This is a genomic window from Streptomyces sp. AC512_CC834, from assembly GCF_019049325.1.
In the GTDB taxonomy this organism is placed as follows: Bacteria; Actinomycetota; Actinomycetes; order Streptomycetales; family Streptomycetaceae; genus Streptomyces.
The window spans coordinates 1-19,724 of record NZ_JAGMUO010000034.1 but is presented as its reverse complement, the minus strand read 5'-3'; the positions used below and the strand labels follow the sequence as shown (position 1 = coordinate 19,724).

Annotated in this window: 17 protein-coding genes and 2 pseudogenes; 7 read left to right on the top strand and 12 right to left on the bottom strand. The window is 71.0% G+C overall.

Features of this window, described 5'->3' with window-relative positions:
• Nucleotides 1-40: 40 nt before the first annotated feature.
• A complete protein-coding gene (locus tag KUM40_RS13450; RefSeq protein WP_217166071.1) occupies nt 41-1,633 on the top strand; it encodes an amidase family protein in 1,593 nt (530 codons plus the stop codon).
• Nucleotides 1,634-1,865: 232 nt separating this feature from the next.
• Here KUM40_RS13450 and KUM40_RS13445 read toward each other — a convergent pair whose 3' ends face one another.
• The 5 genes from KUM40_RS13445 to KUM40_RS13425 all read right to left on the bottom strand — a co-directional run bounded on the left by KUM40_RS13445 (nt 1,866) and on the right by KUM40_RS13425 (nt 6,377).
• Nucleotides 1,866-2,273, bottom strand: a complete 408-nt coding sequence (locus tag KUM40_RS13445) for a DUF6278 family protein (protein WP_217166070.1) — start codon at nt 2,271-2,273, stop codon at nt 1,866-1,868.
• Nucleotides 2,274-2,341: 68 nt separating this feature from the next.
• Nucleotides 2,342-3,133, bottom strand: coding sequence for an exodeoxyribonuclease III (locus KUM40_RS13440; protein ID WP_217166069.1), 792 nt, complete (start codon nt 3,131-3,133; stop codon nt 2,342-2,344).
• A 99-nt stretch (nt 3,134-3,232) separates the two neighbouring features.
• Nucleotides 3,233-3,868: an MBL fold metallo-hydrolase gene (locus KUM40_RS13435; RefSeq protein ID WP_217166068.1), complete on the bottom strand. Its 636-nt coding sequence runs from the start codon at nt 3,866-3,868 to the stop codon at nt 3,233-3,235.
• A 43-nt stretch (nt 3,869-3,911) separates the two neighbouring features.
• A complete protein-coding gene (gene pcaC, locus KUM40_RS13430) occupies nt 3,912-5,258 on the bottom strand; it encodes a 4-carboxymuconolactone decarboxylase (RefSeq protein WP_217166067.1) in 1,347 nt (448 codons plus the stop codon).
• Between the two features lie 90 nt (nt 5,259-5,348).
• Complete coding sequence (locus KUM40_RS13425) at nt 5,349-6,377, bottom strand: DUF6215 domain-containing protein (RefSeq protein ID WP_217166066.1); 1,029 nt, start codon at nt 6,375-6,377, stop codon at nt 5,349-5,351.
• Between the two features lie 210 nt (nt 6,378-6,587).
• On the opposite strand from KUM40_RS13425, the gene KUM40_RS13420 reads away from it, so the two are divergent.
• The 5 genes from KUM40_RS13420 (at nt 6,588) to KUM40_RS13400 (ending at nt 10,644) form a co-directional block, all read left to right on the top strand.
• Nucleotides 6,588-7,445, top strand: coding sequence for a TetR/AcrR family transcriptional regulator (locus KUM40_RS13420; protein WP_217166065.1), 858 nt, complete (start codon nt 6,588-6,590; stop codon nt 7,443-7,445).
• Between the two features lie 82 nt (nt 7,446-7,527).
• Entirely contained in the window at nt 7,528-8,421 is an 894-nt protein-coding gene (locus KUM40_RS13415; RefSeq protein ID WP_217166064.1) for a 3-keto-5-aminohexanoate cleavage protein, read from the top strand.
• Nucleotides 8,422-8,449: 28 nt separating this feature from the next.
• Nucleotides 8,450-9,466 carry a 3-hydroxyacyl-CoA dehydrogenase NAD-binding domain-containing protein gene (locus KUM40_RS13410; RefSeq protein ID WP_254395059.1) on the top strand — a complete coding sequence of 339 codons (1,017 nt, stop codon included), beginning with the start codon at nt 8,450-8,452 and terminating at the stop codon, nt 9,464-9,466.
• On the top strand, nt 9,463-9,954 hold the full coding sequence (locus KUM40_RS13405) for a thioesterase family protein (protein ID WP_217166063.1): 492 nt from the start codon (nt 9,463-9,465) through the stop codon (nt 9,952-9,954). Before KUM40_RS13410 ends, KUM40_RS13405 begins: the two co-directional genes overlap by 4 nt.
• A gap of 60 nt (nt 9,955-10,014) precedes the next feature.
• The gene (locus KUM40_RS13400; protein WP_217166062.1) at nt 10,015-10,644 is read left to right on the top strand and encodes a histidine phosphatase family protein; all 630 of its coding nucleotides are present in this window, start codon (nt 10,015-10,017) and stop codon (nt 10,642-10,644) included.
• Nucleotides 10,645-10,914: 270 nt separating this feature from the next.
• Here the strand turns inward: KUM40_RS13400 and KUM40_RS13395 are convergent, their stop codons facing one another.
• From KUM40_RS13395 to KUM40_RS13365, 7 genes and pseudogenes are all read right to left on the bottom strand, one after another.
• Nucleotides 10,915-11,826 (bottom strand): hypothetical protein, encoded by a 912-nt coding sequence (locus tag KUM40_RS13395; protein WP_217166061.1) that lies wholly within the window; start codon nt 11,824-11,826, stop codon nt 10,915-10,917.
• A 142-nt stretch (nt 11,827-11,968) separates the two neighbouring features.
• Nucleotides 11,969-13,177 (bottom strand): S1 family peptidase, encoded by a 1,209-nt coding sequence (locus KUM40_RS13390; protein ID WP_217166060.1) that lies wholly within the window; start codon nt 13,175-13,177, stop codon nt 11,969-11,971.
• Nucleotides 13,178-13,684: 507 nt separating this feature from the next.
• The gene (locus KUM40_RS13385; protein WP_217166059.1) at nt 13,685-16,534 is read right to left on the bottom strand and encodes a helix-turn-helix transcriptional regulator; all 2,850 of its coding nucleotides are present in this window, start codon (nt 16,532-16,534) and stop codon (nt 13,685-13,687) included.
• Nucleotides 16,535-17,512: 978 nt separating this feature from the next.
• Complete coding sequence (locus tag KUM40_RS13380) at nt 17,513-17,758, bottom strand: transposase family protein (protein ID WP_217166058.1); 246 nt, start codon at nt 17,756-17,758, stop codon at nt 17,513-17,515.
• Between the two features lie 206 nt (nt 17,759-17,964).
• The gene (locus KUM40_RS42405) at nt 17,965-18,282 is read right to left on the bottom strand and encodes a hypothetical protein (RefSeq protein WP_254395150.1); all 318 of its coding nucleotides are present in this window, start codon (nt 18,280-18,282) and stop codon (nt 17,965-17,967) included.
• An 80-nt stretch (nt 18,283-18,362) separates the two neighbouring features.
• Nucleotides 18,363-18,581: pseudogene (locus KUM40_RS42400) on the bottom strand (multidrug efflux SMR transporter); the annotation flags it as partial.
• 123 nt (nt 18,582-18,704) lie between these two features.
• On the bottom strand, nt 18,705-19,025 hold the full coding sequence (locus KUM40_RS13365; protein ID WP_254395058.1) for an NAD(P)H-dependent oxidoreductase: 321 nt from the start codon (nt 19,023-19,025) through the stop codon (nt 18,705-18,707).
• Between the two features lie 79 nt (nt 19,026-19,104).
• On the opposite strand from KUM40_RS13365, the pseudogene KUM40_RS13360 reads away from it, so the two are divergent.
• Nucleotides 19,105-19,637 (top strand): annotated as a pseudogene (locus KUM40_RS13360) (IS5 family transposase); the annotation flags it as partial.
• Nucleotides 19,638-19,724: the final 87 nt, after the last annotated feature.

Here is a 19,724-nt window from a genome sequence, read left to right as displayed (position 1 = left end):
CCCCTTGTGCCGGGCGCCACCGTGTAGTGGGCTGTCCGCCATGAAGAAGCGAAGCATGGCGGCCCTGACCGCAATCCTGGTCGTGGCCCCCCTCGTTGCGGCCGCACCCGGTCAACGGGCCGGCGCCGCTGAGTCCGGGCCCGGCGATTCGGCGCGATCCGCCGAGTCGACGCTGGTCAACGGAGTGAACCTGGACACGGTAACCATCCCCGAACTGCAGGCCCGCATGAACCGCGGGTCGCTGTCCTCGCTCAGGCTGACCCTCGCGTACCTGCGGCGGATCAAGGCCGTCGACCCGAGGATCAACGCGGTGCTGCGCACCAGCCCGACGGCACTGCGCCAGGCGGCCGCCAGCGACCTCAGGCATCGCCGCGGCAGGACCCGCGGCCCGCTGGACGGCATCCCCGTCCTGCTCAAGGACAATGTGAACACCCGCGACATGCCGACGACCGCCGGGTCCCTGGCACTGGCCGGGAGCCCACCGGACACGGACGCGGACCTGGTCAAGAAGTTGCGGGCGGCCGGTGCGGTGATCCTCGGCAAGACCAACCTGTCCGAATGGGCCAACTTCCGTGCGGCGAAGCCGACCTCCGGGTGGTCGGCAGTGGGCGGTCAGACCAACAACCCGTACGTCCTGGACCGCAATCCCTGCGGATCGTCCTCCGGTTCGGCCGCGGCGCTCGCCGCGTCGCTGGCGCAGGTGGCGATCGGCACCGAGACGGACGGCTCCATCGTGTGCCCCGCCGGGATGAGCGGCGTGGTCGGTCTCAAGCCCAGCCTCGGAGTGGTCAGCCAGTCCGGCGTCGTACCGATCTCCGCCGAGCAGGACACGGCCGGTCCCATGGCCCGCAACGTGATCGACACCGCGCTCACCCTGTCCGTGCTCAGCGGCCGTGACACCGTGCGCGCCGCCGACGGCTCTCTGGGCTCTCTGGACTCGCTGCGCGGCAAACGGATCGGCCTGTGGCGGCTGCCGTCACTCGGCGCCGAGGTGGACGCCCTCATGACCCGTACGGCGGAGCGGCTGACCGACGCGGGGGCCGAGGTCGTCGAGGTGAGCATGCCGTACCAGGAGCGACTGGCCGAACTCGAGTTCCCGGCGCTGCTGAGCGAGTTCCACCGGGACATCGACGCCTACCTCGCCACCCGGGGCGGGCCGCAGGACCTGGCCGAGCTGATCGAGTTCAACCGCACGCACCCGAAGGAGCAGACCTGCTTCGCCGGGCAGGAGCTGTTCGAGCAGGCGCTGGTCGCACCGCCCACCACCGATCCGGAGTACCGGGCGATGCGCGCGGAGCTGACGGATCTGTCCCGTCGGTCCATCGACGAGACGATGGCCGAGCACGACCTGGACGCCATCGCCTCCCCGGCGAACCCGCCCGCGTGGACCACCGACTGCGCGCGGGGCGACAACGACGTGATCCCCTCCTCCACCCCCGCCGCCGTCGCCGGGTACCCCTCGCTGTCCGTACCCGCCGGGTTCGTCGGCGAACTGCCGGTCGGGCTGCTCCTCATGGCCGGTAACCGCCAGGACGCCGAGCTGCTGTCCCTGGGGGCGGCGGTGGAGCATCGGCTGGACGCCTGGCGGGCACCCCGGTATCTGCCTTCGACATCGTCCGGCACCTCCCGCTGAGCCGATCGGCGAGCGCCACGTCGTCGAGCGGCGCCTCGACGACGTCGCTCGCCGGTGTGCAACTGACCTTCTCCTCGCCCGCGAGCAGTGATCTCCGGCTGCACCGTGCGTATGACCCCCGTGCGTTCGTGTGCTCGGACCTCTGCAACGTATCGGGGCGAACGTCACGAATGCTACCGACACGCACCTTTCGGGCATTACCCCTATTTACGGCGAACGTGAGGCCAGGGGTTCACGCTTCGGCGACTTCGCCGTACAACTGCGAGAGTTCGGGCACTCCGTCCGCGGCCCACTCGTGACCGGAAGCCACCACGTCGAACTCCCGGCCGGAGGCGAGCCGGACGACCGGCTGCCCGTCGGACCGGATGGTCCAGACGGCGCCGGGCACGGTGCGCACGATCACGGTACCGAGGTACAGACCGGCGTCGTTGCCCAGCCAGGTCAGGATCTCCTCGTCGCTCCGCCAGCGCGGCAGCACCTGGTCGAGCTGCTCCAGGGAGACCTCGGAGTCGTCGAGCCGGACCCCCTCCCGCTGCGCCCGCGAGCGCAGCAGATCGCAGTCGGCGAGCAGCTCACCGATGCCCTCCGCGTCGTGAGCCCGGGGATCTTCGCGCCGCTTGCCCAGGAAGGGGAAGTTCATACCTCCACACTGTCATTCGTACCGCCATGTGCACCACAGGGCACGCGGGACGGGCCGGTGTGCTGCGCCTACACGTCCAGGTCCACGTCCAGGTCCACCACGACCGGCGCGTGGTCGGAGGCGCCCTTGCCCTTGCGCTCCTCGCGGTCGACGTAGGAGTCGGTGACCGCCTTGGCGAAGGGCTCGTTCCCGTACACCAGGTCGATGCGCATGCCGCGGTTCTTGGGGAAGCCGAGCTGACGGTAGTCCCAGTACGTGAAGGGGTGGTCGTACTTCAGCGGGCGCGGGACCACGTCGGACAGGCCGGCCCCGCGCAGGGAGGCAAGGGCGGCGCGCTCGGCGGGGGTGACGTGGGTGGCGCCCTCGAAGGCGGCGCGGTCGTAGACGTCGTCGTCCGCCGGCGCCACGTTGTAGTCACCCATCACGGCGAACGGGCGGCTGCCGGAGGCGTCGGACTCGACGGCGGCGCGCAGCGCCTCGAACCACTGGAGCTTGTAGGTGTAGTGCGGGTGCTCCACCTCGCGGCCGTTGGGCACGTACACCGACCAGACGCGGGCCGGGCCGCAGGTGGCGGAGATCGCGCGGGGCTCCTGGACGCCCTCGTATCCCGGGTCGCCCGGCAGGCCCTTGACCACGTCCTCGATGCCCACGCGGGAGAGCACCGCCACGCCGTTCCACCGGCCGGTGGCGTGGACCGCCGCCTCGTAACCCGCCTCGCGCAGCTCGTCGAAGGGGAACTGCGCCTCGGCGACCTTGGCCTCCTGGAGGCACAGCACGTCGGTGCCGCTGCTCTCCAGCCAGGCGAGCAGCCTCGGCAGTCGGGCGGTGATCGAGTTCACGTTCCAGGTCGCGATGCGCATGTCTCACAACCTACCGGGCGGCACTGACAACCCGGTCGCGCCCGGGGGCGGGCACCTGACGGCTGGCCCTGACGGCGCGCCCCCGACGGCGGGCCGGTCTCACACCCGGGCGGAGTCGCCCGAGGTCAGCCGCAGGTGCTCGGAGCCGCCCAGCTCGCCGATCTGGCGGTCGTAGACCGGGCGGGCGAGGTCGGTGAGGAGCGCGTCGTGGATGTCGTAGGCACGCTGCGGCCGCACCTCGCGGACGTAGTCGATGACCTCGGCGATCTTGTTCCACGGGGCCATGACGGGGAGCATCAGCGTCTCGACCGGGTGGTCGGGGACGGTGAGGGCGTCACCGGGGTGGAAGACCTTGCCGCCGTCCACGAGGAACCCGACGTTGGTGACGCGCGGGATGTCCGGGTGGATCACCGCGTGCAGCTCCCCGTGGACCTGTACGTCGAAACCGGCGGCGGTGAAGGTGTCCCCGTGGCCGACGGTGTGCACGCGGCCCGGGAACGCCGCCGAGATCTTCTCCGCGACCGACCGCAGGGTCCAGATCTCGGCGGCCGGGTTGTCCTCCATCGCGGCGCGCAGCCGCAACTCGTCGAAGTGGTCGGGGTGCTCGTGGGTGACGAGGACGGCGTCCGCGCCGAGGGCGGCGTCCTGCTCGCTGAATCCGCCCGGGTCGAGGACGAGGATCCGCCCGTCCTTTTCGAGGCGGACGCAGGAGTGCGACTTCTTGGTGAGCTTCATGACCCCATCCTGCCGCCGGGCTCCGGCTCCCGGCCCGCAGGGTTTACTCCGGTGGTGTCGTCTCCTCGCGGATGACCTGCTGCGCCACCCGGAAGGCGCGGTTCGCGGCGGGCACGCCGCAGTAGACGGCCGCCTGGAGCAGTACTTCCTTGATCTCGCCCGGGGTGAGGCCGTTGCGCAGGGCGGCCCGCAGGTGGGGCGCGAGTTCGTCCTGGTGGCCGCCGGCGACGAGGGCGGTGAGGGTGACACAGCTTCGGGCGCGGCGGTCGAGGCCCGGCCGGTCCCAGATCTCGCCCCACGCGTACCGGGTGAGGAACTCCTGGAAGTCCCCCGAGAACTCGTCCGCCTGCGCGAGCGACTGGTCGACGTGCGCGTCGCCGAGCACTTCGCGGCGCACCTTGAGCCCCGCGTCGTACGGGTCGGGCCGCCCCTGTGTCTGCGGTGGCACGACGGCCGGGGCGATCTCGGCGATGGGCGCGGCCTGCGGCGGCGGGGCCAGGGCCGGCTGGACGGGGGCGGCGGAGGGCCCGGGGGCGGCCAACGGGTGTGCGGCGGGGGCGGGGTGGGGCGGGACGGGGATCTGGCCGGTGGAGGTGGCGTCGTGGGCGGCCTGCCAGGCGGTGGTGAAGTGCCGCACGAGCAGGTCGGTGACGGCGGCGGGCTGCTCGACCGGGACCAGGTGCGAGGCGGCGGGGACGACCGCGAGGCGGGCGTCGGGGATCCCGGCGACCAGGGTGCGGGCCTCGGCCGGGCCGGTGACCTGGTCGTCGGAGCCGACGAGGACCAGGGTCGGGACGCCGACCCGGCCGAGTTCGCCGCGGACGTCGAAGGCGGCGAGGGCCTCGCAGGCGGAGATGTAGCAGCCGGGGTCGGTGGTCCGCACCATCTGCACGGCCCACTCGGTGATCGCGGGCTGGGCCGCTGCGTACCCGCCGGTGAACCAGCGCTCCGGCGAGCTGCGGGCGATGGGGTCGAGCCCGTTGGTGCGGACGATCACGCCCCGCTGTCGGAACTCGTCGGCCGTGCCGAAGCGTGGCGAGGTGGCGATCAGCGCGAGGGAGGCGAGGCGTTCCGGGTGGCGCAGGGCCAGTTCGATCCCGATGGCGCCACCGAACGCGCAGCCCGCGTAGCCGAAGCGCTGCACGCCGAGCCCGTCGAGGGTGGCCAGCAGCCGCGTGGTGAGTTCGGCTACGGAACCGGCCGGGTGGGCGGGGGCGCCACCGTGTCCGGGCAGATCGAAACGGAAGACCCGCCACTGCTGCGCCAGCTCGGGAACCTGCCGGTCCCACATGTGCCAGGTGGTGCCCAGTGAGGGACCCAGGATCAGGACAGGTGCGTCTTCTGGTCCGTCAAAGCGGTATTGCAGGGTGTTCGGCGGTGTCTCACTCACGCCCTGCACGTTCTCACATCTCGCCGATGCTGCCATAGCGGGGGCGCCGGACACCGTCCTCACCAGGGCCGGTGATCCACGAGCGCCTCGTCACACGGTCCGTTCGGGGAGCGCCGGAAGAACCTTCTCGGCGATGTCGAGGAGGGCGCTGTCGTCCGGGAGGGCTCCGGACGTGCTCCACACGGTGATGTCGTAGTAGCCGCCCCGGTCTTTCGCGTCGAGGGCGACGGACAGCGTTCTGGCCAGGGGCCCTTGCTCGACCGGTCCGCCGGTTCCGCCGGTTCCGCCGCTCCCGAGACTGATCTCGAACTTCATGGTGTGGTCCGAGGAGAGGACCGCGGGCCGGCCGAGGACCGTGAGCGTCCTGACGTCCGTCTCCTGCCCGAACTTCATCAGTTTCACGGACTGGGCGATCGACAGCTTGTTGTACGTGACCGAGACGTTGACGGTGTAGGTGTCGAACTGGACCTCGGCCTCCGGCCGGGCGACCTTCCCGTCGGTCAGGGGAGCGGTGTTGCTGGTGCCGGTTGCCACGGTCGCCGTCTCCGCGGGCGTTCCGAGGAGCTGGGCCAGGTCGGACCTGTTGAGCACCTTGCACAGCTCGTCGCCGGTCACGGCCCGGGTCGTCTTCTTGTAGGCGCTCGGCAGTTCCTCGGCTTCCCCGCTCGAACACGAGGCGGACTGTGACCGCGTGCCGTCGTCGTCGGAGGGCAGCAGCCGCGGGCCGAGCCACAGCGCGGCCCCGAGTGCCGCGAACAACGCCACGGCAGCGAGGGCCTGGCCCCACGCGTTGGGCTCCTTCTCCGGAGCGGCGGGGGCGGGACGCTGCGCCGCCGGAGGCTGCGGCTGCGGCTGCGGCTGCGGCTGGACAACAGCGTCGGACACCGTCCCGTCCTCGGTGGCCGCCGGGCTCGGGTGCCGGCGTGCGCGCAGGGCCCGGGCCACCGTGTGGACGCGTACCGCGGTGAACACCAGGAACACCACGCCGATCCCGGCCGGCACCCATGCGTCGTCGCGCAGGGCGAGATAGCTGATGCGTACGCCGAAGACGGACCCGACCACGATGAGGAGGGGTTCGCGGACCCAGAAGGGCAGGAGACGGAGGAGGAAACCGAGCACCCGGCGATCTCACCAGGACAAGATCACGATAGCTGTGGTGGAAGCCACAGTTCCGGCTCGGTGCTCAACCGTGATGGAACGTGGCCGTGACGTTGCACCTCTGACTGGCACACCAGTCAGGATCTCAATTGGGCTCATTGCCAGCAGATTCTCTACTTATCCATGCTGCGCTGTTGAGTATTTCTCAACATGTGCCTAGAGTCGTGGCCCGTGGAAACCGACGACGTCCCCGACGGCACACCGGCCGCCGACACCGCAGCCCTCGTCCGCGAGGTCATCGCGGCCGCGGGCGTCAGCCAGCGCGAGTTCGCGCGCCGGGTCGTCATGGATCCGTCCAAGCTCTCGCGTTCGCTGAGCGGAACCCGCCGCTTCACGGCCGCGGAGCTGGCGCGGATCGCCGACGAGGGCCGGGTCGACGCGGGCCGACTGCTCGGCACCCGGCCGCGCCAGAAGGCCACGGTGCCGGCCGCAGGCATCGAGGGCGGGCGACCGCTGCAGATCGTCCGCGAGACGGTCCGGCTGATCGCCGAGCACGGCTTCCACGCGGTGCGGGTCGCCGACATCGCCCAGGCCTGCGCCACCAGCAGCGCCGCGATCCACTACCACTTCCCGGGCCGCGCCGAACTCCTGGAGGCGGCCGTGCGCTGGTGCATGGACGAGGACACCGCGCGCCGTGCCGCCCGTCTCGCCGAGGCGGACGACGCGGCGGCGGAGCTGCGCCAGCTCATCGCGTTGCAGACGCCGCGCACCGAACAGCAGCGCCGGCAGTGGGCGGTGTGGCTCGACCTGTGGGCCGAGGCCGCGCGCTCCACGGCGGTGGGCCGACTGCACTCAGAGTACTACCGGCAGTGGCGGGAGACCGTCGCCGACGTCGTACGCCGAGGTGTCGGACAGGGCGTGTTCCGCGCCGGGGTCGATCCGCAGGCGGCGGCACTGACGCTGACCGCGCTGATCGACGGCCTGGCGACACACGTCCTCTCGGTGAGCGGGCCCCCGTCCGCCGGTGCCGCGGACGCGATGCACGCGGCCCTGACCGCCCACGTCACCCACACGATCCTGACCCCGTAAGCCAGACACCGCTCAGCGCAGAAACCAGCCCCGCACCCCGCTCCGCCATCGCCGGAGCGGCAAGATTCCGGGAGGCCCCCGCATGCCCATGACCGAGAACGTCATCATCACCTGCGCGCTCACAGGCGCCGGCGACACCGTCCGCAAGAGTCCCCACGTCCCCGTCACCCCGGAGCAGATCGCCAGGAACGCCGTGGAGGCGGCCGACGCCGGAGCGGCCGTCGTCCACATCCACGTACGTGATCCGGAGACCGGCGATCCGTCCCGCGACCCGAAGCTGTACCGGGAGGTCGTCGAGCGGGTCAGGGAGACCGGCACCGACGTCGTCATCAACCTCACCGCCGGCATGGGCGGCGACCTGGTCATCGACCCGGACAACCCGCTCACGCACCTCCCCGGCACCGACCTCGTCGGCGGTCTGGAGCGCCTTGTGCACGTCGAGGACCTGCTTCCCGACATCTGCACGCTGGACTGCGGCTCGCTCAACTTCGGCGACGGCTCGAACCTCTACGTCTCGACGCCCGACATGCTGCGTGCGGGCGCGCGGCGCATCCAGGAGCTGGGCGTGCGGCCCGAGCTGGAGATCTTCGACACGGGTCAGCTCTGGTTCGCCAAGCAGTTGCTCGCGGAGGGGCTGCTCGACGACCCGACCGTGTTCCAGCTCTGCATGGGCATCCCGTGGGGCGCGCCCGCGGATCCCGGAGTGCTCCAGTCGATGGTCAACATGCTGCCGGACGGCGCGCGTTGGGCGAGTTTCACGCTCGGCCGGATGCAGATGCCCTGGGTCGCGCAGTCGATCCTGCTCGGCGGACACGTCCGCGTGGGCCTGGAGGACAACCTGTACCTCGGCAAGGGCAACAAGGCGACCAACGCGCAGCTCGTCGAACGGGCCGTGACCCTCACGGAGTCGATCGGCGCACGCGTCGCCACACCGGACGAGGCCCGCGCCACGCTCGGCCTCAAGCCGCGCAAGTAACCCGCCGCGACGACGAAGGATGCCTCTCATGAACTCACCCGAGACGAACGGACTCGAGGCGAACGACCTCGAGACGAACGAACTGGAGACCACCTCACCCGAGAACGTCCGCCGCGTCGCCTGCGTCGGCGCCGGAGTGATCGGCGGCGGCTGGGTCGCCCACTTCCTGGCGCGCGGCTACGACGTGACCGCCTGGGACCCGGCGCCCGACGCCGGACAGAAGCTGCGCCGCCTGGTCGACGCGGCGTGGCCGACGCTCACCTCGCTCGGCCTGGCCGAGGGCGCGTCGACCGACCGGCTCACCGTGACCGACACCCTCGAACAGGCCGTGGCCAACGCCGAGTTCGTTCAGGAGAGCGCGCCCGAGAAGCTCGACCTCAAGCGCGATCTGCTGGCCCGCCTGGACGCGGCGACACCGCCCGGCGTCGTCATCGCCTCCTCCACCTCCGGCTATCCGATGACCGACATGCAGACGGCGGCCGCGGACCCGTCGCGTCTGGTCGTCGGCCACCCGTTCAACCCGCCCTATCTCATCCCGCTCGTCGAGGTGGTCGGCGGCGAGCGCACCGACGCGACGGCGGTCGCCTGGGCCTCCCGCTTCTACGAGGCCGCGGGCAAGTCTGTCATCACGATGGACAACGAGGTGCCGGGTTTCATCGCGAACCGCCTCCAGGAGGCCCTGTGGCGCGAAGCGCTGCACATGGTCGCGAGCGGCGAGGCGACGGTCCGGGACATCGACCTGTCGATCACCGAGGGTCCCGGGCTGCGCTGGGCGGTGATGGGGCCGATGCTGACGTTCGCGCTCGCGGGCGGCGAGGGCGGCATGGCGCACATGCTGGACCACTTCGGGCCGTCCCTGAAGTCGCCGTGGACACGTCTCGAAGCGCCGGAGCTGGACAAGGAGTTGTACGACGCCGTGGTGTCGGGCTGCGACGAGGCGGCGGACGGCCGCTCCCTCGCGGACCTGGTGGCCGAACGCGACCGGGGTGTCGTCGACGTACTGCGCGCCACCGGCCGCCTGGGCCGCGAGGAGGACTCCCGATGACGAGGCTCCCGCTGTTCCACAGCACGGTCCGCCCGGAGTGGATCGACTACAACGGTCACATGAGCGAGGCCTTCTACGTCCTCGTCTTCGGCCACGCCACGGACGCGCTGATGATCGAGACGGGCCTGGACTCCGGCTACCGAGAGTCCACGGGCTGTTCCCTCTACACGGTCGAGTCCCACATCCGCTTTCTCCAGGACGTGCCCGAGGCCGCCCGGCTGGCCGTCCGTACGCGCGTGTTGGGAGCGGCGGCGCGCAAGGCACGCTTCGTGCACGAGATGTACGTCGTGTCCGGCCCGGAGTCGGAGCCGGGGCCGGCGCCTGCGCCCGACGCGGCCCCGGTGGCGACGACAGAGCTGCTCGCGGTCCACGTCGACCAGCGGACGGGCCGGGCCACCGAGTTCCCGGACGCGGTCCGGCGTGGCTTCACGGAGCTGACCGAACCGGCTCCGGACTGGGCGGGCCGTTCCATCGCCGCCGTGGCCTGACGCGGGCAGGGTAGCGTCCATGGCTACCCAAGATCGCCGGCGGGCGCGGAGGAGTTCGACATGACCGGTACGGCCAGCCGTTACCTCTATCTCGTTCGGCACGGCGAGGCATCGCCGGACGAGAGCGGACTGACGGAGGGCGGGCGGCGGCAGGCCGCGCTACTCGGTCAGCGTCTGCGGGACGTCCCCTTCGCAGCAGTCCACCACGGTCCGCTGCCCCGGGCGGAGCAGACCGCACGCCTGATCGGCGAACAGCTCGAGAACGTCCCTCTGCACGTCTCGGAAGTCGCCGGTGACTACGTGCCCCACATGCCGGAAAGACAGGAGCTTCCGGCGGAATCGGCGGACTTCTTTCTCCGCTTCCTCGGCGGAGCCACCGAGGAGGAGCGGGCGCGGGGACCGGAGTTGGCCCGCCGGGCGCTGGATCTGTTCACCGGGCCGGTGGACGGCGAAGAGGACCGGCACGAACTGGTCGTGACGCACAACTTCCTGGTCGCCTGGCTCGTCCGCGACGCCATGCATGCGCCGAAGTGGCGCTGGCTCGGCCTCAACTACGGCAACGCGGCGCTCACGGTCATCCGGTACACGCCCGGCCGGCCGGCTTCCGTCCTTCTCTCCAACGACATGCGCCATCTGCCGACCGAGTTGCGCTGGACCGGCTTTCCTCCCGAATTGAGGTCATGGACCTAGTCATGTACCTAGGGCCTTGACCGGGACCGCCCCATGCTCTCGCGCGTGATGCCACCCGTCACACCTCCTGCCGTCCGTGGACATACGTCGAATGCGGCCCTCCGCCCACACATCACGCCATCTCGACGGCATCGCCCCAACCCGCTCGCCCACGACGGCGCCGACCACTCCGCCGACTGGTTCACCGCGATGCCCCGCACCCGATGGGCCGTCCACCCCGCGACCGGCGCCGCCCTGCTGTACGGCTTCCGGGCCCTCGCGAAGCGTGTTTCAGTCCGTCCACTGCCATTCGACGCCGTACGCGCCGGGCGGGCACTTCGTGGGCAGCAGGTGCGTGGTGCGGGAGTCGTCCAGGGGCGCGAGCTGCCGGCTCAGGGGCTTGATGCCGAGTTGCCTGCGGTAGTAGTGCCAGCACCTGGACGGCACCGCCCGGGGATGGAACCGTACCTGCAGCAGGTAGGTCTGCAGGGGGGTGGCGGTACGGCGTTCGTGCTGGTGGGAGATGCCCACGGTGGAGGCGGAGCGGAGCGTGTACTCGACGACCGCGGTCTCGTTCCTGGCCAGTCGGCGACCGAACGGGATGTCGGCGATCACGCAGTTCAGTTCCGGTCGGAACCGGATGCTCGGGGGCGGACCGTGGGGGACGGTCAAGTCGACCGTGCCGGCCTTCCACGAGTCCAGAATGTGAACGGCCGTCAGATGGCGCGCGTCGTCGTGGATCGCTCTGACCGCGACGGTGACGCGGGTCTCGTCGACGAGGCGGTGCTGGTTCACGTTCACCGACTCGTGTACGACCAGTCGCCGCAGGTCGGCGTTGAGGTGGGGGAAGGCGTCGCCGAGGGCCTTCTCGAGGTCGGAGTTCTCGCCGTAGACGCTGCGCACGGCGGCCGGGTCGTGCGGCGGGGCCCAGCCGCGCGGCCTGCGTCTCAGCAGCGACCGCAGGGCGCCGCTCGGGAGGCCGAGAAGGGGTTCCATGATGTCGACGGCGCGCAGGGACTGGAGTCTTTCGGGCTGGCTGCGGCCGCTTCGCCAGTAGCTGAGGGTGGCGGGGCTGACGGTGATTCCGTGCGACTGGAGGTGGTCGCGTACGTGATCCAGCGGCAGTCCTCGCTGTCGCAGGGCCTCTTTGAACGCGGTCGCGAACATCAGGTTCGGGTCGTCGGCGTGGGGGGCGTTGGGCATGGCGTCTTCCAGCGGTTGGAGGGCTTCGGTCGGGCTGGAACGGTCTGCGGCCGGGGCGGGCCAGAGGCCCGCCGGAAAGGCAGCCGGGGGCCGCTCGTCATGTCTCGCGAGCTGCCCCCGGCCGGTCCCGCTACGGATGTGCTCAGTTGGTGTTGAGCGTCAGCCCGTAGTAGCTGAGGGCGTCGTCGAGCGGCTGGAAGTAGGAGGAGCCGCGGGAGTTGACCCCGCCGGAGCACTGCTGGTTGGTCGGACCGCCGGAGGTCATGCCCTGGGCCTGGTTGCCGGAGATGTAGGCGCCTCCGCTGTCACCGCCCTCGACGCAGACGCTGGAGGCCGCCAAGCCCGATACGACGGTGTCAGGACCACCGTTGAGGTCGACGTAGGTGACGGTGTTGTTGTAGGAATCGATCGCACCGCAGGTCCAGCCGGTGGTGGCGCCGGACTTGCAGATCGCGGCACCGGAGGCGGCCCGGCTGCTCCCCTTGACGGCGATCGGGTCGGTGTTGCCCCAGGTGCCGACGCTGGTGGCGATGGAGTGGCCGGAGTTGACGGTCGCGATGCCCATGTCGACACTGCGGGTGCCGAGGGCGTAGCGGGTCTTGTAGCCCTTGGCGAATGCCGTCCCGTCGTAGCGCAGGGTGTTCACGATGCAGTGTCCGGCGCTGACCAGGTACTGCCGACCGGAGCTGTCATGGGCGCCGTAGCCGACCGAACACCACTGGCTGGTGTTGTTGAAGGTCATCTTGCTGCCGGGGTGGATCGCGGCCTTGGGCTCGAGCTTCTCCTGACCACGCACGATGTCAACGGCGGCACCGTGCTTGGCGGCGCGGGCGAGGAACGCCTCGGCGGCGGCTCCACGGTCGTTGTTGACCTTGACGGTCACCTTGTCGGCGGCCAGGTTCACGGACCAGGCGACCACTCCGGAGGGGACCTTCTTGGCGGCGAGGGCGTCCAGTTCGGCCTTGATCTTGTCGAGTGCGGCCTGGCCACGGGCGGGCACCCGGGCGTCGAGGCCGGCCTTCTCGACCCTGGCCGCGGCCGCACTGTCGGCGACGTTGACGGTCAGCTTGCCGGAGGCGTCGAAGAAGGCCCCGTCGCCGGCTATCCCTCTCCTGGCGAGCTCGGCGAGCTTGGCCTGCTGGGCGTCCTGCCGGTCCAGACGGTCGATCGCGGCCCCCTCGCTCACACCGAGCGAAGCCGCCAGCGCCCGGACCATCTCGGGCTGGTAGCGGGGGGCGGTGTCTGTCGTGCCCTGCGTCTGCGCCTGCGCCATGGTCTGGGTTCCCAGGACCGCGGACGCCGAGAGCGCGATACCAACCGCAGCCAGGCGGTACTTACGAGAGTTGCGCACGTTGATTCCTTCCGGGTATCAGACAGGAACCCAATGGGGGGACCGCCGGAGCGCAACTGCGCTTCGGACAGCGGCAGTTCCTGTCTGACGGTGGGTCACCGACCCGCCGTGGACCCGAACTATTGCGCAGCCATTTCCCGAATTTCAAGATGCAGGCGGCGGGAAATTCATTTAACATAAATCGCGGTGTTTCTGTTGAACAGAAGGGAACACTCGAGCCGTTGCCGAACCATAGAGGTATCGCGTTCGCTGTTGTATCAGGAGGGCGTATTCACGGATACGCAGAAAACCAGGAGTCCCTGCGGAGTAGCTGCCCGAGCCCGTTCCTACGTTGATGCGGTCCGTCGGGAAAGCGCGCAGAAACACAGAAACACAGAAACAAGGAGCCGACGTCGTGCCCGAAATCTACGGCCGACACCTGGTCGGCTCGCGGGCTGCGCCCCGGCTGGGTCCTCGACTGGACGGCCGCGACCGCGGACGTCTGGGGTCAGGACAGAGAGCTCCGGCTCAGCAGAACTCACTTGCCCTGAAGGGCCGGCTGTTACCGGTGGGCGAGAGGGTGCTTACCGCTTCGGGGCCGCCACCGAGGCGGGCGGCGAGGTTACGGCGGGAGAGCGCACCGGTCTTGCGCATGGCGCGGGCGATGTGCTGCTCCACCGTGCGGGGAGACAGGTGCAAGGTCGCGGCGATCTCCCGGTTGGTCAGACCGGAGACCGCGAGCTGCGCCACCTCCGCCTCCCGGGGAGACAACTCGTCGGCGTGCGAGGGGCGTCCGGGCGGGCGGTTCTTCTTGGCCGGCCGGCGCGTGCGCAGCAGGGCCCTGGTCCGGGCCGCGTCCCAGACGGCGCCCAGATCGGTGAAGCGTTGAGCGCAGGACTCCAGCTCGGCCACCGCCGCCAGGACGGAGGCGCAGTCGGCCGCCGGTTCCGCCGACGCGGCGGTGTGCTCGCCCTCCGCGACCGGGCCGGGACCGCCCTCGGTGTGCGCCGCGAGCACGCAGCGCCCGGCACCCTCCGCCGTCACCGCCTGCGTGTAGGGGCGGGGCAGCTCCTCGTAGGCCGCCGCGGCCTGCCGGTACAGCTCCGCGGCCCGCAGCAGTCCGTCCCGCCCGTCCCGGGCGGGTGCTTCCGTTTCGGCGAGCACGGCCCGGCTCCAGATCAGCGCGGCCCTGGCAGCGGGCGCGTCACCTTGGCCGAGGCCCTGGGCGAAGTCCCGGACCATGGCCCGCGCCGTGGCCCCGTCGCCCGCGCGCGCCAGCGCTTCCACGGCCCACGGCGCGAGTTCCGCGGCCCACGGCCACACACCCTTCCCGGCCACGATCGACCAAGCGGCACGCGCCTGTTCCGCCGCGGTCTGCGTCTCCTGGCGGGCCAGGGCGAGGCGGACCAGGGCGCCGGCCGCCGTCGCGGCCAGGGATACGGGAAGGTCTTCCGTGCCGAACGTCCCGCGCTGGGACAGCCAGGACACCGTCTCCCCCCACTCGCCCTGGGCCAGGGTGAGCAGGCCGCGGACGACGTAGGCATCTGCGGCGATGAGCGGCATGTCGGCGGTCGCGGCGACGAAGTCCTCGCATCGCTGGGCCAGACCCGGCCACTGGCCGGTCCACCATTCCTGCAGCAGTTGTGCCCCTAGCGCGTTGTGCTCGAAGTAGGGCGCACCGCTGCGTGCGGACAGCTCCCGCCCCTCCGCAAGCAGGTCGGCCGCCCGCTCGTGCAGGCCGAGCCACACGGCGGCGTCCGCGGCGTTGCACAGACCGCGTGCCGCCTGCCCGGCGCGCGCGGGATCGGTGGTGTCCCTGGGCAGCCTGCACACCAGCTCCCACGCGCCTGGTTCGGCGCAACTCATCGCGAGTGCGACGTGGTTGGCCAGAACCGCCGTACGCATCGCGTCGTCCCCGCTCGCGTCCGCGGCGGCCGTGGCCTTGACCAGCCACTCTCGGTGGACGTCGAGGGAGTTGCCCGGCCAGAAAGGGCTGGACAGCGCCCCCATGGCACGTGCGGCCAGGCCGGGGCGCACCTCGCGCAGTTCGGTGGCGGCGATCTCCAGGGCGCGCCAGCCCTCGGGGTACCGGCCCATCTGGTTGCACAGCATCAGGCCCAGGTCGAGCCGCAGTTCTCCGCGTACGGCCGCAGGGAGGGACGCGTCCCGCACGATCTGCGCGAGGACCTCGACGGTCTGGTCGGAGCGCAGCCCGGTCACGGCGCTGCGGGCCAGCAGCGGGGCCAGCCGGGCACGGACCCGGGGCGGGAGGCCGGGGGTGGCCAGCGTCCGTTCCAGCAGGTTGACGGCTTCCTGGTGCCGGCTGCCGGCCGCCGCCGACTCGGCGGCCCTCTCCACCGCGTTGATCCATCTGTGGCTGTCGCCGGCCGCCCTGTGGTGGTCGGCGACGGCGGCCCAGGGCACGGGCTGCCTGCGGGCCAGCGCTTTCGCCGCCCGCCCGTGCAGGTCCTGGCGGACGGGTCCCGGCAGGGAAGCGCGCACGGCCGGCGCCGCCAGCGGGACGGCGAAGCCGTAGCGGTCTTCGCCGAGCTCCGCGAGCGCCGCGCCCTCCAGGGCCCGCAGCAGCGCGGTGTTCCCCGTCACGGCTCCGAGACCCGACACCGCGATCAGTTCGTCGCGGCCGACGGGTCCGTCGAGGACGGCGGCCGCCCAGGCCACCGGCCGGTCCTCGGGAGGCAGCGCGTGCGTACGGCTCAACACCAGCTCCGCCAGCCGGGCCGGTGTACCGGCCGCTTCCACCTCGACGGCCGTGCCGGTGAACGCCGGCCGCTGCTCCCGCAGTACGGCGAGGACGTCGACGACCACCCGGGGCACTCCGCCGGTCCGCTCGTGCAGTCGGCGCACCGCCTCGGCCGAACAGCCTTCACCCAGCGCCTGTACGGCAACCCGGCGGACGCGTTCCTCGTCCCAGGGCACCAGCCGGTGCCGGAGCACTGTCATCCCGGACGGGTACGTCATCGGCGGGGCGCCCAGAGGCAGACCGGGCACGGGGAGTTCCTCGGGACGGTAGGTCACCGCGGCCGCCGAGCCCGGCCGCAGTCCCTCCAGCACCTGGCGCAGCCGCCGGAGTTCGTCTCCGCCCGCCCGGTGGACGTCGTCCACGAGCCACAGGGTTGGTAGGTTTTCGTGCTCGTCCTTGTGCGGCGGCCCGCCGCCGGCTCCGCACCGCCACCACCGGCCGGGCGTGTCCGCGCTCTTGGGCAGGCCGGCCAGTTCCTGGAGCAGGTGGCTCTTTCCCTCGCCGGCGGCGCCTTCGACGAACAGCAGCACTGGTTCGGCACGCTCGTCGGCGAGGACTCGGGCCAGGGGCCACCCGGCGGAACCACGCGTAGCGATCACGCCGTCATCCTCGCTCATCGCCGCACCGTAGCAAGACGATCACATCATCGGCCACACACACGAGCGGGATTTCCACCGCCTCTCCTGGCGATTCGGCGGGCATGGGTGCCCGGGCGTGTGGACGAGCTCCCGGCGTCGAGGCGCACCGCGGAGCACGCCCGGCCGACCGCTGAAAAGCGGCGCGCGATGCCGTCCGGCTCGGGACAGCCGGGAAGCGGCATGCACGGCTCGTTCCACACGCCCGTGCACGTGCCGGCCAACCGAGACTGGGCAGATTCCACGCAGTTACTGCGCGGTCCTGCGAGCCCGGCGGGCTGACACCTGAAACTAGGCGCCGCTCCGTGTCCCTGAACATCCGGAACGCCGGATCCACGGATACGCAATCACTCTCCGGGCACGGCGCCGTTCGGAAACGGAGGTCCACAGAACACCCGCTTCTTTCTTCGAAAGACGGCCTTTCCTTCCCTTTGGATGGACACGTCACCCATTTCTGGAATTGAGTCCGAACGGCGCGGTCCGCCTCGGAATGAATAGGTGTCCGTAGACGGGGCGGACGGATAGCCCACCGGACTGCGGCGTTCGCGTGTTTCCGCTCACCGCCGCCATCATCGAGGAGCGGGCGGCACTCGGAAAGCAGGAGCCGGGCACACAGGTGAGGTTGTGCACCGGTGGCGCCCGGGGGCTTGTACTCGACGATGAAGCCCTCGACCGGCTCGAGGTCGTCGTCCCCGACCGCCGGGTGTACGGCACCGCGGTCGACCCCGCCGAGTACAAGGCCCGGTGGGACCTGTACGAGACCACGGCCGGCATGAACGTTCCGTCGGCTTGGAAGCAGGCCACAGGCAGGGGCGTGGCCATGGCGCATGGCGGTCATCGACACCGGCGTCACCAAGCACAGCGAGCTGGGCTCCAAGGTGCTGCCGGGCTGCGACTTCATTTTCCAACACCTGGACGGCCAACGACGGAGGAGGCCACGACAGTGAGCCATTTCCAACCTCAGGTTGAGGCGTGACGCAGGGCGGGGATGGTCTTCACAACGGCGGCGACCCGGTTGGTGCCACAGCGGAGTTCCCGCGGGAGGCGCCAGCCCTCCAGGGCGGCCATGGCTTGCTCGCCGAGGCAACGGATCCTGGCGTGGGTGCTGTTGTGCCGACGTTGCCGCAGCTTGAGACGCAGGCCGCGGAAGGGCACCCGGATGATGCCGTCGGCGCCTTGATACGCCTTGTCCGCCCAGCACTTCACCTCCGCGTCGCGGGGGCATAGTCACCGGCAGCGCCCTTGTCGTGGCGAGCGCCGGGAACGGTGGGTGAGGCCGACAGCAGCCGACCTGCCGCGTCGGCGATGACCTGTCACGCCGAGCCGGGCTCGTGGGACCTGGCGGCGCTGACCCGGCTGAGAGCTACCGCGGTGCTGCGCACCGACCGGTGAGCGGTCGGTGCGGACCCGGTCTACCGGTTCGCGGCTTCGCGGGAGGCGATCCGGTTCGTGCGACCGACCGTGCGGCCCACCGCGTTGCGCACCCCGAGGCCCGGCCGGGTGCGGGGAACCAGGAGCCTGGAGAGCAGACCGACGCGTCGCTGCCGCGGGCCTACCTCGCGGCGGAGCCGCGACTCGTAGGCGGCGAAGGCGCGGGCGTGATCACCCGGATGGGCGGCCAGCTCTTCTGCGAGGGCGTACGCGCCCGCCATCGCCATGCTGGACCCGTCGCCCAGCAGGGCTGTCGCCGCCGCCGCGTCCCCGAGCAGTACGACCGTCCGCGGGACCACGAGGGCACCCGGACGGTGGTCATGAAGCAGAAGAACTCCTCCCTCACCCCCGCGCAGATCGAGCAAACGATCAGGCACAGCGCGGCGATTCGGCCGAGGGAGACGGGCTCGCAGTGGACGAGCACCCCCAAACTGACGGCGCCTGCCGCGCCGATGCCGGTGAAGACCGCGTGCGCCGTGCCGACGGGCAGTGTCCGCATCGCCAGTGACAGCGGGGAGACCGAGCCGGCCGTGGGCCTGATGCTCTGCGACCGGGCGACCTCGACGAGGCCCGCCGCGTCCAGCGGCAGCCGGCTCACAGCGTCTGTCCCAGCTCGCGGGCCGCGCGGCCGGGGCTGCCGTGCGGAACGCGTCGTGGGCCTCACGACGGGCGGCGAGCGCGGGATCGAGGCGGGAATTGACCACTTCAGCGCCGACGAAGGTCATCGCCTCCTGCGGCACGGCGGAGTGGCCGGCGAAGGAATCCCGCAGATGACGCTCGTGGTGGTCATAAGGGTGACGCAGGGTGCCCGGCCCGTACGCGCCGCCCCCCGCACGTGGGTTACGACGAACCGCCGTCCCGCCAGGGGCATCTTCGGGCAGGTCACCCGGTCGATCCACGCCTTCAGCGACGCGGGCACGGAGAAGTTGTACACCGGGGCCGCGATCAGCACGACGTCGGCGGCGACGAGTTCACCCATGCGCAGGAGTTCCGCCTGGATGGTGCGGCGCATGTGGCAGCGCTTGAGCCCGAACGCCGTCATCCGCACTTCGACGGTGCCACCCGGATGACCGGCGGCGGCTAGCGCGTGTCTCTTTGATGGGTTGATCAGTTGATCGGATGTGTCTGTCCGGTTAGTGATCACTGATGCGATGTGGGACCGGATCGAGCCGCTGATGCCGGCCGATCCGGTCCGTGGACGACGGTGGGCCGATCATCGCCGCACGCTGGAAGCCATCGCGTGGAAGTACCGCACCTGTTCGCCCTGGCGAGACTTGCCCGAAGAACTCGGTCCCTTTCAGACCGCGCACAAACGGCTGATCAGGTGGGCTGTGGACGGCACATGGGAACGGATCCTCGCGGCTGTCCTCGCGGTGGCGGATGCCGACGACGACGTGGGCTGGACAGTCTCGGTGGACTCCACCATCTGCCGGGCTCACCAGCATTCGGCCGGCGCTGGGAAAAGGGGGCGCCCGGCCGGTCCGAGCCAGAGGATCACGCACTTGGACGCTCCCGCGGTGGCTTGAGCACGAAGGTCCACCTGGCCAGTGACAGCCAGGCACGGCCTCTGTCCATCCATGTCACTGCAGGACAGGCTGGTGACGCGCCGGCCTTCGAGGCGGTCATGGCCGGAATCCGGGTTCCGTGTCGGGGGCGTCTGAACGCGGACCCACTTTGGCCGATTGAATCGTGACCCATGTGGTCTGTGGTTGTGGTGGTTCAGTCGGTTTCTGTGGCGGCG